Here is a 23,043-nt window from a genome sequence, read left to right on the forward strand (position 1 = left end):
TGGGAGCAGTCAGGTGAAAAAACGCTGGATTCAAATGGATATTGCCAAGGGCATTGGCATCCTGATCATCGTGTTCGGGCACGGCTGGTTCGTGGAGCATTCCCCGAACTTGCTGTACCCGATACTCGCGGTCTTCATCCTGCCGCTGTTCTTCTTCCTGTCGGGGGTGTTCTTTAAGCCCGAGCAGCCGTTTGTTGAAATGGCCGTGCGCAAGGCCGATGCCCTGCTAAAACCGTTCTTCACCACGATGCTGGTGTACGTGCTGGTGCGCGACATCCTGCGTGGCCAACCGCTGCTGCCCGACATTGGCGGCGTGCTGTACGCCTCGGTGGACACCCTGCCCTGGCAGGCGTTGTGGTTCCTGCCACATTTCTGGGCGGCGATCCTGTTTGCCTGGGTGATGCTGCGGCTGATGCAACGCCTGGGCCTGTCCCTGGTGTGGAGCTGCGTGGTGGTGGGCGTGCAGTTGCTGCTGGGGGTCTGGACCCTGGACTGGTTCTGGCAGGTACCGATCACCGTCGGCGGCCAGACCTGGACGATGCCGGGGCTGCCCTTCAGCCTGGACGTGACGTTGATCAGCAGCACCTATTTCATCCTCGGCTATCTGCTGCGGGACGTGCTGCGCAGACACCAGAGTTCGCTGTTGAGCATGGTGGTGGCGCTGGTGGTGTACTTCGCGATTTTCATCCCGACCTGGGACACCATGGACCTGGCCCAGCGCCGCTATGACCATTGGCTGTGGACCAGTGCCCTGGCGGTGATCGGTGTGTACATCTGCTGGGCGCTGGCCGGGTTGATGATGACGTCGGCGGTATTGACCCGTGCCATGACCTACATCGGGCAGTCGACGCTGATCCTGTTGATTTTCCACGGCGAGATCCAGCACAAGACCATCGCCCTGCTGCAGCACCTGGGGTTGCCGGATGTGGCGGCGGCGTTTATCGGGCTGGTGGTGGCGGTGGTGGTGCCGTTGATGATCGGCGAGGTGATCAAGCGGGTGGCGTTCCTGCGGTTCTTCTACTTCCCGTTCCCGGTGCGCAAGGCGCCGGTGGTGGCCGGGGAGAAGCCTGGGGCATAAACCCCAGGCCTGCGGCCGCTAGAAGTCGTACTTGAGGCTGGTCATCAGGTTACGCGGCGCACCATACATCCCATGGTTGCCCGCGTAGCTGAGGTACTCCCGGTCAAACAGGTTGTTGAGGTTGACCGAGGTGCTCAGCTTTGGCGTTATGTCATAGCGCACCAGCAGGTTGGCAATCGCATAGCTGCCCTGGCTGAAGGTGTGCAGGTCCTCGCCGACCTTGCTCTGCCAGTTCACCCCACCGCCCACGGTGATCTTGTTCAAGTCGCCCGGCAGGCGGTACGTGGTGAAGGTCTTCAAACTCTGGCGCGGCAAGGTGGTGACGATGCGCTTGTCGTCCGCATCGGTGCTCACCGCGTACGCGTAGCCGGCAGAGGCTTGCCAGCCTTCGGCGAGTTCACCGCTGAGTTCCAGCTCCACGCCTTCGGTGGTGGTGCCTTTCTCGTTGCGATAGGTGTTGCCGCCCGGGGTGTCGATCCAGATCGCCAGGTTGTCCTGCTCCAGCTTGAACAATGCCAGGCTGGTGTTGAGCTGTTCATCGAAGAAGCTGCCCTTGAGCCCCACCTCGTAGCCTTTGCCCTCCATCGGCTCCAACGGTTTATTGTTGATGTCCCGCACCCAGGTCGCCTGAGGGTTGAAGATCTTGGTGTAGCTGGCATACGCCGACCAGTTATCGGTCAGGTCATACACCACCCCGGCGTAAGGAATGTAGACCCCGGTTTGTGATTCATCGGTACGCGTGGCGTCGCCCACATACGGACGGTCCTGGGTTTCACGCTTCCAGTCGATCACCCGGCTGCCGAGGATCACGCTGAGGTCATCGGTGACCCGCAACCGCGTGCTCAGGTAGGCCGCGTACTGGCTCTCATCCGCCGAGGACTTGCCGGTAACGTTGAAGTCGGGCTTCGCCGAATGCCCATCCCAGGTGAACAGGTTGTCGATCGCACCGGCCGGCGAACCGGAATAGTCGTAGTGCCAGCCTCCATAGCTGGGCACGCTTTCGCGGTATTTGGACAGGGTCACGCCGGCGATCAACTCATGCTCACGCCCCAGCAAGTCGAACGGCCCGGTGGCGTAGAGGTCGAGGTTGTCCTGGCGCGGTGTGCCGGAGAAACGCACCGGCAATTGAGTGGTGCCGCTGCCGTCACGATTGAGGGAGCCGTTGACGTAGTTGAAGACCTCGTCGAACTGGTTTTCGCTGTGGGTGAATTCGGCCTTGGCGCTCCAGCCGTTATCGAACGTCTGCTCGATGGAGGTGAAGAAACTGGTCTGTTCATGGTCGTTATAGGACCAGGCCGGCGCGGTGTTCAGCGAACGACTGAGGTTGGTTCGCGAGCCGTCGGTAAAACGTGTGGGCAAGCCGGAACGGGCCGGCGAGTCGACGTCGGTGCGCAGGTAACTGAAGCCCAGGGTCAGCAACGTGTCTTCGCTCAAGTCGAATTCGGTGATGCCATAGAGCAGTTGGGTTTCCTGTTTGTAGCGGTCGATCCAGGCGTGTTCGGTCTTGTAGTCCGCCACCAGCCGCCCGCGCACGTTGCCGGTCTCGGTCAGCGGGCCGGACACGTCGAAGCCGCTGCCATAACGGTCCCAGTTACCCGCCTCGGCCGTCACGCTGGCCCGGGCTTGCGCCGTCGGGCGTTTGCGAATCAGGTTGATGGTGGCCGCTGGGTTACCCATGCCGCTGATCAGGCCGGTGGCGCCGCGCACGATTTCCACCCGGTCGTACATGGCCATGCTTTGGGTGTAATTGTCCATGCGGGTGACGGTGGGCACGCCGTCGATTTCGAAGTTCTGGACCTGGAAGCCCCGGGAGAAATAACTGTCGCTTTCCGAGCCCAGGCCGTCACGCAGCACGATGATGCCGGGGGTGGCGTCGAGGGTATCGCTGAGGGTGCTCAGGCGCTGGTCATCCAGGCGTTGGCGGGTCATCACTGTCAGCGATTGCGGGGTTTCCCTGGGCGTGAGGTTCAGGCGCGTCGAGCTGCTGGAGGACTGGGTGGTGTAGGAGCCGGTGCCCTCGGTGGTCGAGCCCGGGGCCTTGCCGGAGATCGACACCGTGCCCAGTTGCAAGGCTCCGCCGGTGGGGCGCGGTTCCAGGGAATAGCTGTCGGCACTGCCGTGCACAGCTTGCAGGTCGGTGTTGCCCAGCAGAATCGCCAGGCCGCTGTCCAAGTCATGCCGCCCTTGCAGGCCGGGGCTGGTTTTGCCCTCGGTGAGCACCGCCGGGTACGACAGCAGGATATGCGTGACCTGGCCAAACTGGTTCAGCGCACCCGCCAGGGAGCCCGGTTTGATATCAAACCTGTATTGCTCAGCCGCCTGCACCCACGCCGGCGCCAGCAGCACCGGTGCTGCCATGGTCAGGCCGGCAATGCCCCGGACCACCGCAACGGCCAGTGTCTTTTTCAATGTGGTACGTATCGGTTGTCGCGCTTGCATGCCCTGCTCCCCAGTAAAGTTGGCTTCTGGGGATACGAGTCTCGTGAGAAACGCAAACGGACCACCCTCGGGCAAAAATAAATTCAGGCCAGGTTACGACGCGGCTTGAGGGTGACCCAGAACCGTGTGAAATGCTCCACGTCCAGCTTGAGGGTTTGCCCCAGGGTGGTGAGGATGCGGTCGGTGTCGCCCAGCGGGAACGTGCCGGACACCCGCAGGTCACTCACGGCCGGATCACAGGCCAGATGGCCGCGCCGGTAGCGGCTCAGCTCGTGAAGGAAGTCTTCCAGGCGCCGCCCCTGTGCGACCAGCATGCCGCGACTCCAGGCCAGCTCGCCGTCGCGCTGGGGCCTGCGGGCCAGCAGTGTATTGGTGTCAAAGCTGATGATTTCCCCGGGTTGCAGGCTGATGGTGCCCATGGGGATTTGCGCCGACAGCACGCCCTGGTCGGCGCCCAGTTGGGTGAAGCCGCCACGCTGACGAATGCTGAAGCGGTTGGCGGTGGCACGGGTCAGGCCTTCGGCGGTTTTGACCCAGAGCGGGCGCGTGTCCGCCGGGTTGGGCAACACCAGGATTTCGCCCCGCAGCAGGCTGATCTGCCGAACATCCTCGGTGTATTTCACGTCGATGGCGGTGTCGGTATTGAGCTGGACTTCCGTGTTGTCCGCCAGGTCGATGCGCCATTGTTCGCCGACACCAGTGCTGTAGTCACTGGTCCAGTGCTGCACCAAGGGGGTATCCCGGGCGGTCCACGCCACACTGCCGGCTGCCAGCAGCAGCGCGAGGTTCTTGATCACCCGGCGCCGCGACAATGCCGGCAGCAGTGCTGCACTCACCAATGCCTGATGAGCCGGCGCGCGCACGTCGTGCATCCGCTGGAAAAACCGTTGGGAATGCTGCCACGCCAGTTCATGTGCCGGGTCTTGCTGGCGCCAGGCAAGCCAGTCGTTACGGGTCTGTTCACTGACATCCGGCGACTGCAACTCCAGTTGCCAATGCATGGCCTGCTCGGCCGCTTCCAGGGACAGTGGCGACGGCCTCATCAACGCTGGCTGTCCAGCAGGATGCACTGGGCGCCCGCCTTGACGATGTAGCGCTTGACCGTGGTGATGCTCGCGCCAAGGCGCTCGGCAATTTCGCCATGGCTGAGGCCGTCGAGCTGCGACCAGAGGAACGCCTGGCGCACCGGCAGTGCCAGGCGGCTGAGGACTTCGTCGAGGGCAGCCAGGGTTTCCAGGAGGATCCACTGGGTTTCGGCGCTGGGAGCCGACTCTTCCGGCAACAGGGCCAGGGCCTGCATATAGGCCCTTTCGAGCTTTTGCCGGCGGAAGTGATTGGACAGCACGCTCTGCGCGACCTTCGCCAGAAAGCTGCGGGGGGCCAGGACTTCAACGGGCTGGTTCTTGGCGAGCAAACGCAGGAAGGTATCCTGGGCCAGGTCGGCAGCGCTCTGCGAGCAGTTCAAACGACGCCACAGCCACTGCTGCAACCAGCGGTGTTGCTGCTGGTAAAGCGTGGCCAGGTCAGTGGGAGTTGCCGCAGAAGTCGGGGACATGAAAGGCGCGCAGAGTGCAAATGATAACGCTTATCATATGACTCATGACGCCAGTGCTGCAAGTTTCTACCGCAAGGCCGGCTGGCCAGCTCTTGCGGGGGTTCAATCATCCAGTGCAGGTTGGGGCGCTGCATGCTTGGTGTTCTTGCCAGCCTTGGCGCCAGGCTTGGCAGCCGCTGGAGCCGCGGGCTCAGGCTCGGCCGGTGCGGCAAGGTCCTTTTCAGCCTGGGGCATCTGGTCAATCGCGCTGAAGAAATCCGCCAGGTTGAGGGTATCCGGTGGCACGGTCTTCTCGAGTTTCTTCTCGCCGTCCTTGCCCACCAGAATCACTTTGGTGCCACTGCCGGCGCCCAGCTTGAGCGCGCGGATCAGTGCGTTGGTTTCAGGCGGTGCGAGCTTCTTGTTGTCCTTGGCATCCTTGGCGAACTTCTCGCCCTCGGCACCAATGCTGCCGAAAGATACGGTGTAGAGCACCATGTTGCGCTCTTCAAAGGACTGCTTGTTGGCAGGCTCGTCCAGCTGTTTCTTGAGAGTGGCCAACGTCGGGTTACCGGAGTCGAGTTCCACCACCACCAACGGGCGTGACTTGCCCAGGTCCTGCTTGAGCGGATTGAGATCATCCGCGGCCAGCAGCGGCCCCGTAAAAGCCATCAAGGTAGCCAGGGTCAGCGACCGGATGAGCATGCACACCTCCTTTGAATTCCATGCAGGGTTCTTGAGTTTCATGTCTGCGACAGTCAAATTCAAGGATGATTCCTACGACAGCTTCAGAAAGCGTAGGTCAGGACGCCCGCGAAGCAAGGCGTTTAGCCACCTTGCACCTCATTGTTTCTTTTGATTGCGGATGCCCATCGTGGCCATTGCCGGGGCTCCTGCAGTGGCTTGAGGTGTTAGGCTAGGCCGTTCATTCGTTCAACGGGAAGCCATCATGCACAGCAAACGCGTCACGATCGAAGACTGGGACGGCGACGGCGCCATTCGCCTGCCGGACGAAGCCTTGCAGGAACTGGGGCTGGATGTGGGCGACACGCTGTACATCGTCGAGACCTATGTGGGCACGCAGAAGGGCTTTGTGTTGTCGACCACGCCGAAGATCGCCGACCGGATGGATGAGTTGGTGGAAGAGCTGAGCCACAAGCCCTAGCGAGCCAGCCTGGCTTGCAAGCCTGCTTTAACCTGCGGCCATTCCGGATCAATGATGCTGAAGCGCACCGAGTTGCGCTTGCGGCCATCGGGCATGATGCGCTCGTGGCGCACAATGCCTTCCTGTACTGCACCGAGGCGCAGGATCGCGGCCCGGGATTTTTCATTCAATTCATCGGTGGTGAACTGCACTCGCACACAGTCCATCACTTCAAACGCGTGGGTCAGCAGCAACAGCTTGGCCTCGGTGTTGACCCCCGATTTCTGCACCGACTGGCTGATAAACGTGTGGCCGATCTCCAGCTTGCGGTTGACCCGGTCGACCTTCCAGAACCGCGTACTGCCCACCACCTCGCCGGTGTCGCGGCGCACGATCACAAACGGCATCATGGTGCCCGCCTCACGCCCGGCCAGGGCAATGTCCACGTACTTTTCGACGGTGTCGGGGCCTGGCACGTTGGTCACTTTGAGGTTCCATAGTTGCCCGTCGGCGGCGGCCTGTACCAGGGCGGCCGAGTGTTCGCGTTGCAGGGGGCGGAGTTCGACCGTGGTACCGGTCAGGGTGGTTTCAGTCATGGGAATGTTGCGCCGTCTGGTGGTCGTCAATGGCCAAGATTGCAGGCTCCCGCCACTGCAAGGCAAGCCGTTTTAGAACAGGCCCATCTGGCCACCCACCAGGGTGCCGAAGTCGTCGTTTACGAACGGCAGGATCGCATCCGCCACCGGCTGCAGCTGCCGGGTGACGTAGTGGTCGTAGTCGATCGGTGCCTGGCGCACTTCCAGCGGTTCGGGGCCGTTGACGGTGATCACGTAGCTGATCCAGCCACCGTTCTGGTACTGGCGCGGGCGGCCCTGGCGGTCGTTGTATTCGTCGGCCAGGCGCGCGGCGCGCACATGGGGCGGCACGTTGCGTTCGTAGTCGCCCAGTTGCCGGCGCAGGCGTTTGCGATAGATCAGCAACGCGTCGAGCTCACCACTCAAGGTACGGCGCACGTAGTCGCGCACGTAATCCTGATGGGGCTGGCGGTGGAAGATCCGCTGGTAGAGCTCCTGCTGGAATTGCCGGGCCAGGGGCGACCAGTCGCTGCGTACGGTTTCCAGGCCTTTGTAGATCATGTCTTCGCTGCCATCTGCGCGGGTGACCAACCCGGCATAGCGCTTTTTGCTGCCCTCTTCCGCGCCGCGAATGGTCGGCATCAGGAAGCGGCTGAAGTGGGTTTCGTATTGCAGCTCCAGGGCGCTCTGCAGGCCGAACTCATTCTGCAGGCGCTCGCGCCACCAGGTGTTGACGTGCTGCACCAGGTCCAGGCCGATGCGCGTGGCGTCTTCCTGGGAGTGGGCGCTGCCAAGCCAGACGAAGGTGGAATCGGTGTCGCCGTAGATCACTTCATAGCCGCGGGCTTCGACCAGTTCGCGGGTCTGGCGCATGATCTGGTGGCCGCGCAGGGTGATGGACGACGCCAGCCGGGTGTCGAAAAACCGGCAACCGCTGGAACCGAGTACGCCGTAGAAGGCGTTCATGATGATCTTCAAGGCCTGGGACAGCGGCGCGTTGTGTTCGCGCTTGGCCACTTCGCGGCCTTCGGAAACCCGCGCGACAATCGATGGCAGGCAATGCCGGGTGCGGGAAAACCGCGCACCGCGAAAGCCTTCCACCGACTCACGGTCTTCGGGGTGACGCAGGCCTTCGATCAGGCCCACCGGGTCGATCAGAAAGCTGCGGATGATCGACGGGTAGAGGCTTTTGTAGTCGAGCACCAGCACCGATTCGTAGAGGCCGGGGCGCGAGTCCATGACAAACCCGCCGGGGCTGGCCTGGGGCGGTTTGTCGCCCAGGTTCGGCGCGACGAAACCCTGGCGGTGCATCAGCGGCATGTACAAATGGGTGAACGCGGCCACCGAACCGCCGTTGCGGTCCGCCGGCAGGCCGGTGACGCTGGCCCGCTCCAGGAGGAATTTCAGCAGCTCGGTCTTCTCGAAAATCCGCGTCACCAACTCGCAGTCCTTGAGGTTGTAGCGCGCCAGCGCGGGCTTGTCCTCAGCGAACATGCGGTTGATTTCGTCCATGCGCTGGTACGGCGTGGAGATCGATTTGCCTTCGCCGAGCAAGGTCTGGGCGACGTTTTCCAGGCTGAAGGATTCGAAACTCCAGGTGGCCGAACGCAAGGCTTCGATGCCGTCGATGATCAGTCGCCCGGCCGCCGCAGCGAAGTAGTGATTGCGGCTGCCGTGTTCGCGCCAGCCCATGGCATCGCCGCCACGGCCGAGCAGCAGCGGTACGTTCAGGCGCTGGGCATGTTCGTGCAGGACACGCAGGTCGAACTGCACCAGGTTCCAGCCGATGATCGCGTCGGGGTCATGGGTGGCGAGCCACTGGTTCAGGCGTTCCAGCAGTTCGGCGCGGGTGTCGCAGTAGTCGAGCTTGAAGTCCACTGCGTCGGTTTTGTTGGGCGGGCCGAGCATGTACACCTGGCGCTCGCCGCAGCCTTCGAGGGCGATGGAATACAGGTCGCCCTGGGCGGTGGTCTCGATGTCCAGCGACACCAGCTTGAGGGACGGGCGGTAATCCGGCGCGGGTTTCATCTGCGCCTCCACCAGCATGCCGCCCTCGCCCGACGTGCCGCCGAACCATACTGGCGCGGTGATGAAGCGCTCCATCATGTAGCGCTCGGGCGGGCGCACATCGCCTTCGTAGACGTCGATGCCGGCTTTGCGCAGGCGCTTTTCCAGGTCCATCAATTGGCGATGCTGTTTGGTGTACAGGCCCAACACCGGGCGATGGTGGAAGTCGCAGAGCGCCAGGTCGCGCAACTCGATGCCGCGCTCACCCTTGAGCTGCAGTTCGGCAGGCTTGCGATGGGCCTGGGGGATGAACATCACGGAGGTCTGCACCGGCAGGCGCACGAACCTTGGGCCTTGATCGGTGGCCAGCCAGAAACTGACCTCCGTGCCCGCCGGGGTGTCGCGCCAATGCCGGGTCAGGACAAACCCCTGCTGTAAATCCACCTTGCCACACCTCGAGAATCACTTTCAGGGCGTGATTCTACTCGGCCTGTGACAAGGCGCGGCGATTTAACGGAAATGACCTACGAACACGCAGCGAGCAGTCTCACAAAACTGTTGCAGAACATTAATGACAATCACTATCATTCTCACCGGAGTCGTATCCGCGCAGCGAGGACGCGCAACGTTGTTGCCCTTTTCCTCACAGTGACGGTTCGCCGTCAGGATCGACCATGCCCATTTCCACCCGCTTGGCTGTGCCGTTTCGCCCTACCCTGCTCGCCCTTTGCTGCTCCCTGAGCCTCGCCGCTCACGCCGCAACTCCAGAAACCCCGCAGGATGCGAACACCCGTCAGGATGGCAAGGCTCTGGAATTGGGCGCCACCACCATCAGCGCCGACGCAGCCACGCCCAGCGCCCTGCCCCCGGTGTACGCCGGCGGCCAGGTGGCTCGCGGCGGGCAACTGGGGGTGCTGGGCAACCAGGACATCATGGACGTGCCGTTCAGCATGTCTTCCTACACTGAAAAACTGATCCGTGACCAGCAGGCCGAAAACGTCGGCGATGTGCTGCTCAACGATTCGTCGGTGCGCCAGGCGTCGGGTTATGCCAACCAGGCCCAGGCCTTTGTGATTCGCGGCCTGCCGCTGAATGGCGACGACATTTCGTTCAACGGTTTGTACGGCATCCTGCCGCGCCAGATCATGTCCACCGACGCGCTGGAACGGGTTGAAGTGTTCAAGGGCCCCAACGCCTTTATCAACGGCGTGACGCCGGGCGGCTCCGGGATTGGCGGCGGTGTGAACCTGCAACCCAAACGCGCCGATGATGTGCCGCTGCGCCGTTTCAGCACCGATATCAGCAGCGATGGCCGGGTCGGCGAGCATCTGGATATCGGGCAACGTTTTGGCGAGGACAATCGGTTTGGCGCACGAGTGAATCTCTCCCAGCGTGAGGGCGATACCGGGATTGATGATGAAAGCCAGCGCTCGAAGCTGTTTGCGGTCGGCCTGGATTATCGCGGTGATGCCCTGCGCCTGTCGGGGGATTTTGTCTACTCGAAACAGCAGATCAATGGCGGGCGCAACACCGTGCTGATTGGCCAGAACCTGACCCACATCCCCAACGCGCCTTCGGCTGACACCAACTACGCGCCGAGCTGGGGCACCAGCAGCCTGGAAGACACCTTCGGCATGCTGCGCGCCGAGTACGACCTCAACGACAACTGGACGGCGTACATCGCCGGCGGCGCCAAACACACCAACGAGATCGGCCGTTACTCGTCGGTGACGCTGAATGACACCCTGGGCAACGCCACCGTCAGCGGCTCGCGCATCGCTCACCAGGAAGATAACACCAGCCTGATGGCGGGCTTGAACGGCAAGTTCCAGACCGGCGCTGTCAGCCACAAGCTTAACCTCGGGCTGACCGGGATCTGGGCCCAGACGCGCAACGCCTATGACTTCGACTTCACCGGCCACGCCAGCAATATCTATAATCCGGTGGACGTTGCCGAGCCAGTCAAGGGCAGCGTGGTGGGTGGCGACTTGAACGACCCGGGCATCACCGCCAAGACCTTCGCCCGCAGTGCAGCGATCTCCGACACCCTGGGCTTTATGGATGATCGCTTGCTGGTGACTGCCGGTTTGCGCCGCCAGGAACTGGTGGTCCAGGGGTACGACTACGGGTCGGGCCCACGTAACGCCAATTACGACAAATCCATCACCACGCCGGTGTACGGCCTGGTGTTCAAGCCGTGGGACCATGTGTCGTTCTATGCCAACCATATTGAAGGGCTGGCACAGGGGCCGACCGCGCCGACAACCTTAGGCAACGCCCAGGTAATCAACGGGGATCAAGTCTTTGCACCGGCCCGCTCGAAACAGACCGAAGCCGGGGTCAAGGTCGACATGGGCACCTATGGCGCCACGTTGGGTGTGTACCGAATCGAACAGCCAAGCGATGGCTATTCCCAAGTGACCGGCGTCGACGCACTGGGTAACCCCGTTGCGACTTACTTTCGCCAGGGCGACCAGATCAACAAAGGCGTAGAACTCAACGTGTTCGGTGAACCCATCGCCGGCCTGCGCCTGCTGGGCGGCGCAACCATTATCCACACCGAACTCAAAGGCACCCAGAACGGCGCCAACGACGGCAACCGCGCCGTCGGCGTACCAAGCTTCCAACTCAATGCCGGTGTGGACTGGGATGTGCCCGGCCTGCAAGGCGTGACCGTTGACGGCCGCATGCTGCGCACCGGCGGCCAATACGCCGACCAGGCCAACAACCTCAGCCTGCCCGCCTGGAACCGTTTCGACGTGGGCGCCCGCTACACCTTCAAAGTGGACCAGCGCGACGTCACCCTCGGCGCCACCGTGGAGAACGTCGCCAACACCAAGTACTGGGAATCGGCACTCGGCGGTTACCTGACCCAAGGTGACCCGCGCGTGGCGAAACTGTCGGCCAGCATCGACTTCTAACCCCAACCAATGTGGGAGCTGGCTTGCCTGCGATGCAGGCACCTCGGTGACGCTATCGCAGGCAAGCCAGCGCCTACAGAAAAGCAGATCTGCTTTCAGCCCTTTTGTTTGCCGGATATTGGACAGCCGCGTGCCAACTGCGTAGTTTTTCACCCACTGCGCACAAGGACCCCGGCATGTCCCCCGACCTCACTTCCATCGAGCTGTTCCTCAAGGCGGTCAAGCTGGGCAACCTGTCCCGGGCGGCCGGGCAATCCCACCTCTCCCTCTCTGCCGCCAGCCGGCGCCTGTCGCTGCTGGAGCAGCACTTCAAGGTGGCCCTGCTGACCCGCACCTCCACCGGCGTTTCGCCGACGGCGGCCGGGGACGTGTTGGCCCAGCATGCGCAGTCGATCCTGCGGGCGGTGGACGGCATGCACGCCGACCTCGCCGACTACGCCAAGGGCGCCACCGGCCGGGTGTGCCTGTACGCCAACAGTTCGGCGATGAGCCAGGAACTGCCGCGCCAACTGACCCAGTGGAACACCTTGCACCCGGGCATCCGCCTGGATATTCGCGAAGAGCGCAGCCGGGAAATTCTCCAGGCCGTACGTGAAGGCGTGGCGGATGTGGGCATCGTCACCACCCGCTCCAGCGGCGAAGAGCTGCGCTTTGAGCCCTACTGCCAGGATCGCCTGTGCCTGATCGTACCCAATGATCATCCGTTGAAAATGCGCCATGCGCGCTTTGAGGATTTGCTCGGCTATGACTTTGTCGGGCTGGAAGACAACGCCGCCATCACCCCGTTGATCAGCGAAGCCGCCGCCGCCATCGGCATGCCGTTGCGGCTGCGGATGCAGGTGCGCAGTTTCGAAGCAGTGTGCCGCTTGATCGCTGCCGGCCAGGGCGTGGGCGTGCTGCCACAAGGGGCGGTGCAGATTTTTCGCAAGGAGATGGCCTTGCGCTTTATCGAAATCGACGACAGTTGGGCCGACCGACAGATGTACCTGTGCATGCGCAAGGAACAGCCTTCACTGACCAGCCTGGCGCTGTTCGACTACCTGAGCGCCAACCCGGCGTAAATCTTCGGCCTTCGAATTTTGCGAAGGCCGATTCCACAATTAGCAATTCCCCTGTTGTTGCAGCTGTGCCAAGAATGCCCTCGCCAGACCTTCCTATAAAAACAACACAGGAGACACGGCGTGTCCCATTCCAACACCCGCTCCACCCACCGCATCGCCGTGATTCCCGGCGACGGCATCGGCCGCGAAGTGGTGCCCGAAGGCCTGCGGGTACTGGAGGCCGTCAGCCGGCGCTTCGGTATTCACTTTCACTTCGACCACTTTGCCTGGTGCAGCGAGCACTACCTGGCCCACGGCACGATGATGCCCGACGACTGGGCCGAGCAGATCGGCAGCCATGACGCGATCTTCTTCGGCGCCGTCGGTGCGCCCGACATCATTGCCGACCACACCGCCGTGTGGGAGTCGCTGCTGAAGATCCGCCGTCAGTTCGATCAATACGTGAATATCCGCCCCGTACGCCTGATGCCCGGCGTGCCCTGCCCGCTGGCCGGCCGCGTGCCGGGAGACATCGACTTTATCGTGGTGCGGGAAAACACCGAAGGCGAATACTCCAGTGTCGGCGGGCGCATGTGGGAAGGCACTACGCGGGAAATTGCGGTGCAGGAGTCGATCTTCTCCCGCGAAGGCGTGGACCGCGTGGTGGACTACGCCTTCAAGCTCGCGCAACAGCGGCCCCGGAAAAACCTGGTGGCGGCGACCAAATCCAATGGTATTTCGATCACCATGCCGTTCTGGGACGAGCGGGTGAACGAGATTGCCCGGCGCTACCCGGACGTGAAAACGGCCAAGTTCCACATCGACATTCTGTGTGCGCACTTCGTGCAGCATCCCGACTGGTTCGATGTGGTGGTGGCCTCCAATCTGTTTGGCGACATCCTTTCCGACCTGGGCCCGGCGTGCACCGGCACCATCGGTATTGCACCGTCGGCCAACCTCAATCCGGAGCGGCGCTACCCGTCGTTGTTTGAACCGGTGCACGGCTCGGCGCCGGACATTGCCGGCCTCGGCGTGGCCAATCCCATCGGGCAGATCTGGTCGGCAGCGCTGATGATCGAGCACCTGGGCGACGGCAATCCGCTTTATCAGGAAGCCGCGGCGGCCATCGTGTCCGCCATCGAAACGGTGCTTGCCGAAGGCCCGCGCACCCGGGAAATGGGCGGCAGCGCCAGCACCGTCGAAGTGGGCCGCGCCATCGCCGAATGCGTCGCAGGGAACAGGAGCTGAACATGACCAACGCACATTACATCGCCAATCAATGGCTGGCGTCGACCTCGCGGGAAGACATCCCGGTGATCGACCCGAGCACCGGCGAAACCTATTCGAGCATTGCCCGTGGCACGGCCGCCGATATCGATGCGGCGATCAGTGCCGCACGGCAGGCGCTGGGGGAAACCTTCGATGGGCCGTGGGGAACGTTGTCTGCCGTGGAGCGCAGTCGCCTGCTGGCCAGGCTCGGCGCGGCCGTGCTGGAGCATCATGAGGAACTGGCGCAGATCGAAGCGCGGGACACCGGCAAGGCCTTGAAAGTCGCCCGTGCCGATGCCACCGCCCTCGCCCGTTATTTCGAGTACTACGCCGGTGCCGCCGACAAGTTGCACGGCGAAACCTTGCCGTATCAAGCGGGCTACACCGTGCTGACGGTACGCGAACCCCATGGCGTGACGGGGCATATCATCCCGTGGAATTATCCGATGCAGATTTTCGGGCGCAGTGTCGGCGCCTCGCTGGCGGCGGGCAATGCCTGCGTGGTCAAGCCGGCGGAAGATGCCAGTTTGTCGTTGCTGCGCCTGGCGCAGATTGCTGCCGAAGTGGGCTTTCCGGCCGGCGCGATCAATGTGGTGACCGGCTATGGCTACGAAGCCGGCGCGGCGTTGTGCGCGCACCCGGGCATCGATCACATATCCTTCACTGGCTCAACCGCCACCGGCACGGCGGTGTCGATAGCCGCCGCCGAGCGCCACTGCCCGGTGACCCTGGAGTTGGGCGGCAAGTCGCCCCAACTGGTGTTCGCCGATGCCGACCTGGATGAAGCGCTGCCGGTGCTGGTCAATGCCATCGTGCAGAACTGCGGGCAAACCTGCTCCGCCGGCAGCCGCTTGCTGGTGGAGCGCAGCATTTACGAAAGCCTGATTGCGCGCCTCAGCCAGCGTTTTTCCGAGCTGCGTGCCGGGCCTTCGGCGCTGGACCTGGACATGGGCCCGCTGATCAACCAGAAGCAGCAACGCCAGGTGCGCGAGTTTATTCGCGAAGCCGAACAGGCCGGGATCACCGTCGCTGCCCGCGGCACGGTGGTGGCCGAGGCTGGCAGCGGTGGGTATTTCCAGGAGGCGGTGCTGTTTCGCGACGTGCCGCCAGACAGTCGCCTGGCGCAACAGGAAGTCTTTGGCCCGGTGCTGGCGGTGATGCCTTTCGACGACGAAGCCGAAGCGATTCGCCTGGCCAACGGCACCGAGTTCGGCCTGGTGGCCGGCGTGTGGACCCGCGACGGCGCCCGGCAAATGCGCCTGGCCCGCAAGCTGCGCTGCGGCCAGGTGTTCATCAATAACTACGGGGCCGGTGGCGGCGTCGAACTGCCATTCGGCGGCGTGAAGGCCAGCGGTTATGGCCGGGAAAAGGGCTTCGAGGCGCTGCTGGGCTTTACCACCTTGAAGACCATTGCGATCAAACACGGTTGATTCCTCACAACAACAAGAACGGAGAACACACCATGCGTTTAGCCAATAAAGTTGCGATCGTCACCGGCGCCGGCTCGGGTTTTGGCGAGGGCATCGCCAAGACTTTTGCCCGCCAGGGCGCCAAGGTCATCGTCGCCGACATGAATGCCGTCGGTGGCCAGCGGGTGGTCAATGAAATCGCCGAAAGCGGCGGCCATGCGCATTTCATCGAGGTCAACGTGGCCAATGATGAAAGCATGGGCGCCCTGCTGCGCGGCACCCTGGAACAGTTCGGCGGCCTCGACATCGTCATCAACAACGCCGGCACCACCCACCGCAACCGGCCGATGCTGGAAGTCGACGAGGCCGAGTTCGACCGGGTATTTGCAGTCAACGTCAAAAGCATCTTCCTCAGCGCCAAGCATTTTGTGCCGCACTTTCGCGGCCAGGGCGCCGGTGTGTTCGTCAACATTGCCTCGACGGCGGCGATCCGTCCGCGTCCGGGACTGGTCTGGTATAACGGCAGCAAGGGTGCAGTGGTGGTCATGAGCAAGACCATGGCGGCAGAGCTGGGACCGGACAATATCCGCGTCAACTGCGTGAATCCGGTGGTGGGCGCCACGGCCTTGCTCAGCGAATTCATGGGCGTGCCGGACACCCCGGAAAACCGCCAGAAGTTCATGGCGACCATTCCCCTGGGGCGCTTTTCCACCCCGCAAGATGTGGCCAACGCCTGCCTGTACCTGGCGTCGGACGAAGCGGCGTTCATCACCGGCACGTGCCTTGAAGTCGATGGCGGGCGCTGCGTGTAACTCACTCTCACAGGGACCGGAATTGCTATGTGTGATCTTCATAATAAGAACGAGCCGAACACCCGGGAATTGCTTGAAGGCCTGCCAAAGAACTGGGGTAAATGGGGACCGGACGACGAAGTCGGCGCCCTCAATTACCTGACCGAAGCCGAAGTACTGCGGGGCGTTGCTTCGGTACGCCAGGGCAAGACGTTTACCCTGCAAGTGCAGATCGGCCACCCGGACGGTGACCCGATGTGGCCCGCGCGCAACCCGTCGATGCGCTTCAATACCCTCGACCACAGCCATTACCACTTCGGCAAACAGCCGCACATGACCGGCGGCGCGGCGTATTCCGACGATGTGATCTTCATGCAGCTGCAAGGCTCGACCCAGTACGACGCCCTCGGCCACGCCTGGTACGACAATCAACTGTGGAACGGCTACGACGCCCAGACCACCGTCGGCGGCATGGCCAAGGCCAGCGTGCTGGCGATTGCCGAACGCGGCGTGGTGGGCCGCGCCGTGCTGATCGACATGGCCCGCCATCGCGGCAAGAAGTGCCTGGGCCGTGGCGAAACCTTCAACCACCTGGACTTGCTTGAAGCCGCCAAGGCCCAGGGCGTGACCATTGAAAAGCGCGACATCCTGATCATCCGCACCGGCTCCATGGGGGCGTTTTATGAACTGGGTAAAGCCGAGTTCTTCAAGGACCTGATGGAGCCGGGGCTGACCTACAGCCGGGAACTGGTGGAGTGGTTCCACGACATGGAAATCCCCAACCTGGTGACCGACACCATCGCCAACGAAGTGATCACCGACCCGGTGTCCGGGGTGCAGATTCCGCTGCATTGCGCGCTGATGCGCAACCTGGGGATCGCCTTCACCGAAATCGTGTTGCTGGAAGAACTGGCGGCCGACTGTGCGGACGACGGCCAGTGGAAATTCCTCTACACCGCCGCACCGTTGAAGATTGTCGGAGGCAGTGGTGCGCCGGTGAATCCGGTGGTGATCAAGTAGCCGTTCAATCCGGTGGCGAGTTTGCGAATCGCGAACTCGCCACTAGACTCAAGGTCTCCTCTCACATGGAAGTCCATTCAATGAAAGTATTCCGCCCTCTTCGCCAGGCGATTGCCCTGGCAACCCTGCTGTCCGCTGGCGCCCTGACGGCACATGCCGCCGATATCCCGCTGTCCAAGTCCCTGGAAGCCGATGAGGTGACCACCAAGGTGCTTAAAGTGGATGCCGCCAATCATCAGGTGGTGCTCCAAGGCGCCGAAGGTCGTGAGGTGCATGTACAACTCAGCGACCAGGCCAAAGACTTGGGGAATCTGAAGGTCGGCGATCAGGTCAAGGTGCTGGTGACCCACTCGGTCGCCGCCGTACTGGACACCGACATCGACAAGAGCGCACCGGATGCCACCGAGAAAACCGGCGTGCTGCGCGCCACCGCAGATAACCCGAACCCGGGCGGTGCTGCCTTCCGCCAGGTGCAGGTACAGTTGAAGATCACCCATATCGACCTGGCCAAAAACCAGGTGACCCTGGAAAACCCGGCGGGCCAGACCAAAGTGCTGACCGTGGAAAAACCGCAAATCCGCGCCGGCCTCAAAGACCTCAAGGTCGGCCAAAGCGTGTTGGTGACCTACACCGACACCCTGGAAATCAGCACCGCCCACGAAGGCTGACGGCTGTGGCGTCCCATCAGCTCAAGGCTGATGGGATTTCGCCAGGTACTCTTCGATATTGTTCATCTGATCGTCCCAGCCTCGGGAGTTCTTCTTGTAGGCTTTCTGGCGGCGAGCGTCGGGAATCCGGTCAAAACCTGACTCCACCACCCGCAACAGGATGCCTTCGGCGTGATCCTCAAGGGTGAATTCCACCAGGGTGGGGGTTTCCGTGTCGTAATCCACGTCGTTGTCTACGGCGTAGGGATGCCAGCTGAAAGAGAACCGCGCCTGTGGCTCAAGGCGCTCGATTTTCGCCTTCCACACCACGTGCTCGTAACCGGGGTACGTGATCGGGGCTTCAATGGCCCGACCCGGTGCGAACTGCTTGCCCTTGAGGGCGATGCCAAACCAGTTGCCGAATTGCTCGGCGTCGGTCAGTGCTTCCCAGACGCGTTGACGTGGAGCGTTGAGCAGGACTTTGCGTTTGATTTCATTTGATTCGTGCATGAGACACCTCCTGTATTGACAGTAGGCGACATCGACCAATGCGCAACCTTTAAAAAGGGATGGGGCATGACCGGCATCATGCCCTCGTAGCGTCAGACGTGAGGATCACCCGGCGCCTTGCTGGGGGTCGCGTACTGCGGCTTCAGGTGGCCTTCCTGATCGAGCAGCCAGGCGTCCATGATCTGGCGCACCACCGGACCCGCCACCCGGCCACCGGCCTCGCCGTTTTCGATCATTACTGAAATCACGATGCGCGGGTGCTCCGCCGGAGCGAAGCCGACGAACAAGGCGTTGTCTCGGTTGCGCTCCAGAGTCTTGAGGCGGTTGTAGCGCTCGCCCTGCTTGATCGCCACCACCTGCGCGGTACCACTCTTGCCGGCAATCCGGTATTGCGCACCGGCTGCAGCTGCGCGGGCAATGCCACGTGGGTCATGCATTACCAACTGCATGCCGTGGTTGACCTGCTCCCAGTCCCGCGGGTCTTTGAGGACGACATTGGGCATCGGGTTTTCATCCACCGGCGCCACGCCATTGATGGTCTTGGCCAGGTGCGGTCGGTTCCACACGCCTTTGTTGGCGATCAGCGCAGTGGCCTGGGCCAGTTGCAACGGGGTGACCTGCATGTAGCCCTGGCCGATGCCGAGGATCACGGTTTCACCCGGGAACCACGGTTGGCGCCGGGTGGCGCGCTTCCAGGCCTGGGACGGCATCAAGCCGGCTGACTCTTCGAACATGTCCAGGGAGACTTTCTGGCCGAGGCCGAACTCGGCCAGGTAGTCGTGCAGGCGGTCGATGCCCAGTTTGTGGGCCAGGTCGTAAAAGTAGGTGTCGTTGGAGCGCATGATCGCCGCGTCCATGTCCACCCAGCCGTCGCCGCTGTGGTTCCAGTTGCGGTATTTGTGGTCGAAGTCCGGGAGTTGGTAGTAGCCGGGGTCGAAGACGCGGGTCTGGGCGGTGACCACGCCGCTGTCGAGGCCGGCAATCGCCACTTCCGGCTTGATCGTCGAACCCGGTGCGTAGAGCCCGCGCAGCACGCGGTTGAACAGCGGCCGGTCGAGGGAGTCGTGAAGCGCGGCGTATTCCTTGAAGCTGATGCCGGTGACAAAGAGGTTCGGGTCAAAGCTGGGTTTGCTGACCATTGCCAGCACTTCGCCGGTTGCCGGGTCCAGGGCCACGACCGAGCCGCGACGATCACCGAGGGCTTCTTCGGCAGCTTCCTGGAGTTTGACGTCCAGGCTCAGCACGATGTTTTTGCCAGGGATCGGGTCGGTATGCTTGAGCACCCGCAGCACACGGCCCTGGGCGTTGGTCTCGACCTCTTCATAGCCGACGTGGCCATGCAACTCGGACTCGTAGAAGCGCTCGATCCCGGTTTTACCGATGGACTGCGTGCCTCGGTATTCCACCGAGTCGAGGGCCTTGGATTCTTTTTCGTTGATCCGACCTACGTAGCCGATGGAGTGGGCAAAGTGCGCGCCCAGCGGGTAATGGCGGACGAACTGAGGCTCGACGTCCACGCCCGGCAGGCGGAATTCGTTGACGGCCAGCACGGCGATCTGTTCTTCGGTCAGCTCGTAAAACAGGGTGACGGGCACGAAAGGATGACGCGCCTGCTTCAGCGCTTTATCAAATACGCCACGGTCTTCGGCGGGCAGGTGCAGGAGGCTGACAATGGCGTCCAGCTCACCCTTGAGATCGGTCGTGCGCTCACGGGTGATAATCAGGTTGTAACTGGGGCGGTTGTCGGCGAGGACTACGCCATTGCGGTCATAGATCAGGCCACGCGTCGGTGTAATCGGCAGGACATGGACGCGGTTGTTTTCGGAAATGGTGGAGTGATAGTCGTACTGCACCACCTGCAGGAAGTACATCCTGCCAACCAAGGCGCAGGTGATACCGATCACCAGCAGTGCACAGGCCAGCAGCCGCTTGTTGACCAGTCGGTTTTCGTTTTCGTGATCCTTGATCGGTATCGGTTCAGGCATTTCTACAGCATCTCGTTGAATAAGGTCGACGCCGCTTCCTGCGGAGGAGAAATCAATCCCTGGGAAAATGTGCTGCACCATACCAAAAATGCAGAAACACTTTGCATCGATTTCCCTGAACGGTGTGCTTATGGGGCACGCTCATGCACTTTGGTTCGGGTTGTCGAGCTTATTCATGCGTTTTTATGCTGAGAAATCAGCTAAGGATCGACTTGGGCTCCAGGAAAGCTTCCAGGCCGAATGTCCCGTACTCGCGGCCGATACCCGATTGTTTGAAACCGCCAAACGGTGCAAATGGTTCGTGGGCCAGGGTATTGATCAGGACTCGGCCGGCGTCTATGTGGCTGGCCAGCCTGCGGGCGCGTTCGGGATTCGATGAGAGGATGTACGCCTGGAGGCCGTAGGGCGTGTCGTTGGCGATGGCCAGTGCTTCGTCCTCGGTTGTGTAGGTAATGATCGATAGCACCGGGCCGAAGATTTCCTCACGGGCGATGGTCATTGGGTTGGTCACACGGCTGAATACAGTTGGTTTTACGAACCAGCCAGCGTTGATGCCTTCTGGCAAACCGGGGCCACCGGCCAATAGATGAGCCCCCTCCTGGGTGCCGATATGGATGTAGCGCTGCACCCGCTCCCATTGTTTCTGACTGACCATCGGACCGACCGCGGTGGCCGGATCACGAGGGTTGCCAGCCTTTACCCTGGCTACCTCCTCGACCATCAGCGCTTCAACTTCAGCCAGGCGAGTTTCAGGTACCAGGACTCGGGTGCCGGCAATGCAGGCCTGGCCGCTGTTCATGAAGCCGGCCTGAAGTGCCATGGGCACGGCCGTCTTGAGGTCTGCATCATCGAGAATCAGCACTGGTGATTTGCCGCCCAGTTCCAGGGTGACGCGCTTCAGAGTCTCGGCGCCAGTACGCAGGATCGTTTTGCCGACAGCGGTGGAGCCGGTGAAGGAGACTTTTGCGATGTCGGGATGAGCGCTCAATACGGCGCCTACGGTCTCGCCACGGCCGGTGACGATGTTGAACACGCCGGGAGGCAGCCCCGCTTCATGGAGTGCACGGGTGACGATAGAGGTCTGGATGGCGCTCATCTCACTCGGTTTGATCACCGCGGTACAGCCCGCAGCCAATGCGGCACCGAGCTTTGCGCAAATGAAACCGGCGTTGCTGTTCCAAGGGGTGATCAATCCGGCTACACCCAACGGCTGCATGACTACTTCGGCGATGCCGATGCGTCGGGAGAAGTTGTAGTTCTCAAGCACCGAAGCAGCATCCTGCAGGACGCTTGCGGCGTGCCTGGCCATCCATCGGGCACGGGATAGCGGGGCACCGTACTCCTCGATGATTGCATCGGTGAGTTCGTCCTCTACGGACTCAACGGCAGCGTGCATACGTTTGAGATAACCGATCCGAACTTCCTTCGGGCTTTGGGAGAACTCGGTAAACGCGCGCTTGGCGGCAGAGATAGCCTCCAGGGCGTCCTGTTCATTTGCCAATCGAACCTGGCCAATACTCTGGCCTGTAGCCGGATTGAACAGGTCAAAAAGCTCTTCGCCATGAGGTGTGACAAAGGCGCCATTGATGTAAATCTGGTTGATGTGGTGCATAGGTCCTCCGGGACGCTGAGCTAGTGCGTCCTACGGTAAGTCACTATGATTCAGCTGATAAGCCGGACAAATCGGCATGAGTTGATGAGTAATTCAGGACAATGAATACATCCGGACTTAATGAACTGGAAGCCGTATTGGCCGTGGCGCGGCATCGCAGCTTTCGTGCTGCGGCGACCGAGTTGAATGTATCCACGTCGGCGCTGAGCCACTCCATCGCAGGGCTTGAAGCGCGGATGGGGGTGAGGCTGTTCAATCGCACGACGCGCAGTGTGTCGTTATCCGAAGTGGGCGCAGAGTTTGTCGAGACGATTACCCCGGCGCTGTTGAGCATTCGCACAGCTTTGGAACAGGCGGGAAATCGCAGCACGGAACCCACCGGTACCTTGCGCCTGAATACCTCGGCGGGTGCGGCAAAACAGGTGATGCCCCTGCTACTGGAATACCTGCGGCGTTACCCACGGATGAAGCTGGATATCGTTACTGAGGGACGCCTGGTGGATATCGTGGCACAGGGATTTGATGCAGGGATCCGACTCGGGGATACAGTGCCTCAAGACATGATTGCGGTTGATATCAGCCCTGCCCAGCGGTTTGCTGTATTGGGTAGCCCGGACTATTTTGCCAGCCACCCAACCCCCCTTAGTCCCCTGGATTTGCGCGCCCATCGCTGTATTCGCAGCCGAATGCCCAGTGGCGCGATCTATCACTGGGAGTTTGAGCGCCATGGCGAAGCGATTGCTGTGGAGGTGCAGGGTGCTTTGACTCTGGATAACCCGACTCTCATGCTCGAGGCTGCCAGGGCGGGGCTGGGCTTGACCTATCTTACCGAATGGAATGCAGCCGCAGATTTGGCGAAGGGGACGTTAGTGCGCGTGCTGGAAGAATGGACACCGTCTTTTGACTGCTTGCGTCTCTATTATCCAGGGCGGCGTCATGTGCCGGCCGGGTTAAGGGCGCTGATTGAGTTGATCCGAGAGCAAAGTTTTTAGGCCACTTGGTTGTGAAATTTTCGACCGCCCAAAAACAAAACCCCTGATTGCGTTAGCAATCAGGGGTTCT

General features: G+C 61.9%; 19 protein-coding genes. 10 read left to right on the plus strand and 9 right to left on the minus strand.

Annotation, left to right across the window (positions count from 1 at the left end):
- Positions 1-13 precede the first annotated feature (13 nt).
- Complete coding sequence (locus tag HX875_RS31300) at positions 14-1,078, plus strand: acyltransferase family protein (RefSeq protein WP_371317234.1); 1,065 nt, start codon at positions 14-16, stop codon at positions 1,076-1,078.
- A gap of 18 nt (positions 1,079-1,096) precedes the next feature.
- Here HX875_RS31300 and HX875_RS31305 read toward each other — a convergent pair whose 3' ends face one another.
- The 4 genes from HX875_RS31305 to HX875_RS31320 all read right to left on the minus strand — a co-directional run bounded on the left by HX875_RS31305 (position 1,097) and on the right by HX875_RS31320 (position 5,756).
- Positions 1,097-3,517, minus strand: coding sequence for a TonB-dependent siderophore receptor (locus HX875_RS31305; RefSeq protein ID WP_177048761.1), 2,421 nt, complete (start codon positions 3,515-3,517; stop codon positions 1,097-1,099).
- A gap of 83 nt (positions 3,518-3,600) precedes the next feature.
- A complete protein-coding gene (locus tag HX875_RS31310; RefSeq protein ID WP_177048762.1) occupies positions 3,601-4,560 on the minus strand; it encodes a FecR domain-containing protein in 960 nt (319 codons plus the stop codon).
- Entirely contained in the window at positions 4,560-5,072 is a 513-nt protein-coding gene (locus HX875_RS31315; protein ID WP_177048763.1) for a sigma-70 family RNA polymerase sigma factor, read from the minus strand. Before HX875_RS31315 ends, HX875_RS31310 begins: the two co-directional genes overlap by 1 nt.
- 102 nt (positions 5,073-5,174) lie before the next feature.
- Complete coding sequence (locus HX875_RS31320) at positions 5,175-5,756, minus strand: DUF4174 domain-containing protein (protein WP_177048765.1); 582 nt, start codon at positions 5,754-5,756, stop codon at positions 5,175-5,177.
- A gap of 244 nt (positions 5,757-6,000) precedes the next feature.
- Between HX875_RS31320 and HX875_RS31325 the strand changes: the two genes are divergently transcribed.
- Positions 6,001-6,216 (plus strand): AbrB/MazE/SpoVT family DNA-binding domain-containing protein, encoded by a 216-nt coding sequence (locus HX875_RS31325; protein WP_003208231.1) that lies wholly within the window; start codon positions 6,001-6,003, stop codon positions 6,214-6,216.
- Here HX875_RS31325 and HX875_RS31330 read toward each other — a convergent pair.
- The gene (locus tag HX875_RS31330) at positions 6,213-6,791 is read right to left on the minus strand and encodes a GNAT family N-acetyltransferase (RefSeq protein ID WP_177048766.1); all 579 of its coding nucleotides are present in this window, start codon (positions 6,789-6,791) and stop codon (positions 6,213-6,215) included. The genes HX875_RS31325 and HX875_RS31330 overlap by 4 nt on opposite strands.
- A gap of 72 nt (positions 6,792-6,863) precedes the next feature.
- Complete coding sequence (locus HX875_RS31335) at positions 6,864-9,221, minus strand: DNA polymerase II (RefSeq protein ID WP_177048768.1); 2,358 nt, start codon at positions 9,219-9,221, stop codon at positions 6,864-6,866.
- Between the two features lie 230 nt (positions 9,222-9,451).
- On the opposite strand from HX875_RS31335, the gene HX875_RS31340 reads away from it, so the two are divergent.
- The 7 genes from HX875_RS31340 (at position 9,452) to HX875_RS31370 (ending at position 17,895) form a co-directional block, all read left to right on the plus strand.
- Positions 9,452-11,698: a TonB-dependent receptor gene (locus HX875_RS31340; RefSeq protein ID WP_177048770.1), complete on the plus strand. Its 2,247-nt coding sequence runs from the start codon at positions 9,452-9,454 to the stop codon at positions 11,696-11,698.
- A gap of 176 nt (positions 11,699-11,874) precedes the next feature.
- Complete coding sequence (locus HX875_RS31345) at positions 11,875-12,759, plus strand: LysR family transcriptional regulator (protein ID WP_177048772.1); 885 nt, start codon at positions 11,875-11,877, stop codon at positions 12,757-12,759.
- A gap of 120 nt (positions 12,760-12,879) precedes the next feature.
- Positions 12,880-13,986, plus strand: coding sequence for a tartrate dehydrogenase (locus tag HX875_RS31350; RefSeq protein WP_177048774.1), 1,107 nt, complete (start codon positions 12,880-12,882; stop codon positions 13,984-13,986).
- Between the two features lie 2 nt (positions 13,987-13,988).
- Positions 13,989-15,437: an aldehyde dehydrogenase family protein gene (locus tag HX875_RS31355; protein ID WP_177048776.1), complete on the plus strand. Its 1,449-nt coding sequence runs from the start codon at positions 13,989-13,991 to the stop codon at positions 15,435-15,437.
- Between the two features lie 32 nt (positions 15,438-15,469).
- Complete coding sequence (locus HX875_RS31360) at positions 15,470-16,228, plus strand: SDR family oxidoreductase (RefSeq protein ID WP_177048778.1); 759 nt, start codon at positions 15,470-15,472, stop codon at positions 16,226-16,228.
- 27 nt (positions 16,229-16,255) lie between these two features.
- Positions 16,256-17,227: a cyclase family protein gene (locus tag HX875_RS31365; protein ID WP_177048780.1), complete on the plus strand. Its 972-nt coding sequence runs from the start codon at positions 16,256-16,258 to the stop codon at positions 17,225-17,227.
- An 80-nt stretch (positions 17,228-17,307) separates the two neighbouring features.
- Complete coding sequence (locus tag HX875_RS31370; RefSeq protein WP_177048782.1) at positions 17,308-17,895, plus strand: hypothetical protein; 588 nt, start codon at positions 17,308-17,310, stop codon at positions 17,893-17,895.
- 21 nt (positions 17,896-17,916) lie between these two features.
- On the opposite strand, the gene HX875_RS31375 is transcribed toward HX875_RS31370, so the two are convergent.
- From HX875_RS31375 to HX875_RS31385, 3 genes are all read right to left on the minus strand, one after another.
- The gene (locus HX875_RS31375) at positions 17,917-18,384 is read right to left on the minus strand and encodes an SRPBCC family protein (protein ID WP_177048784.1); all 468 of its coding nucleotides are present in this window, start codon (positions 18,382-18,384) and stop codon (positions 17,917-17,919) included.
- Positions 18,385-18,476: 92 nt separating this feature from the next.
- Positions 18,477-20,369, minus strand: a complete 1,893-nt coding sequence (mrdA, locus tag HX875_RS31380) for a penicillin-binding protein 2 (RefSeq protein ID WP_177048786.1) — start codon at positions 20,367-20,369, stop codon at positions 18,477-18,479.
- 196 nt (positions 20,370-20,565) lie between these two features.
- Positions 20,566-21,981 (minus strand): aldehyde dehydrogenase family protein, encoded by a 1,416-nt coding sequence (locus HX875_RS31385; RefSeq protein ID WP_177048788.1) that lies wholly within the window; start codon positions 21,979-21,981, stop codon positions 20,566-20,568.
- Positions 21,982-22,082: 101 nt separating this feature from the next.
- Here HX875_RS31385 and HX875_RS31390 point away from each other — a divergent pair, with 101 nt between their 5' ends.
- A complete protein-coding gene (locus HX875_RS31390; RefSeq protein ID WP_177048789.1) occupies positions 22,083-22,973 on the plus strand; it encodes a LysR family transcriptional regulator in 891 nt (296 codons plus the stop codon).
- Positions 22,974-23,043 lie beyond the last annotated feature (70 nt).

This window comes from Pseudomonas yamanorum (assembly GCF_013386765.1).
Lineage (GTDB): Bacteria > Pseudomonadota > Gammaproteobacteria > Pseudomonadales > Pseudomonadaceae > Aquipseudomonas > Aquipseudomonas yamanorum_A.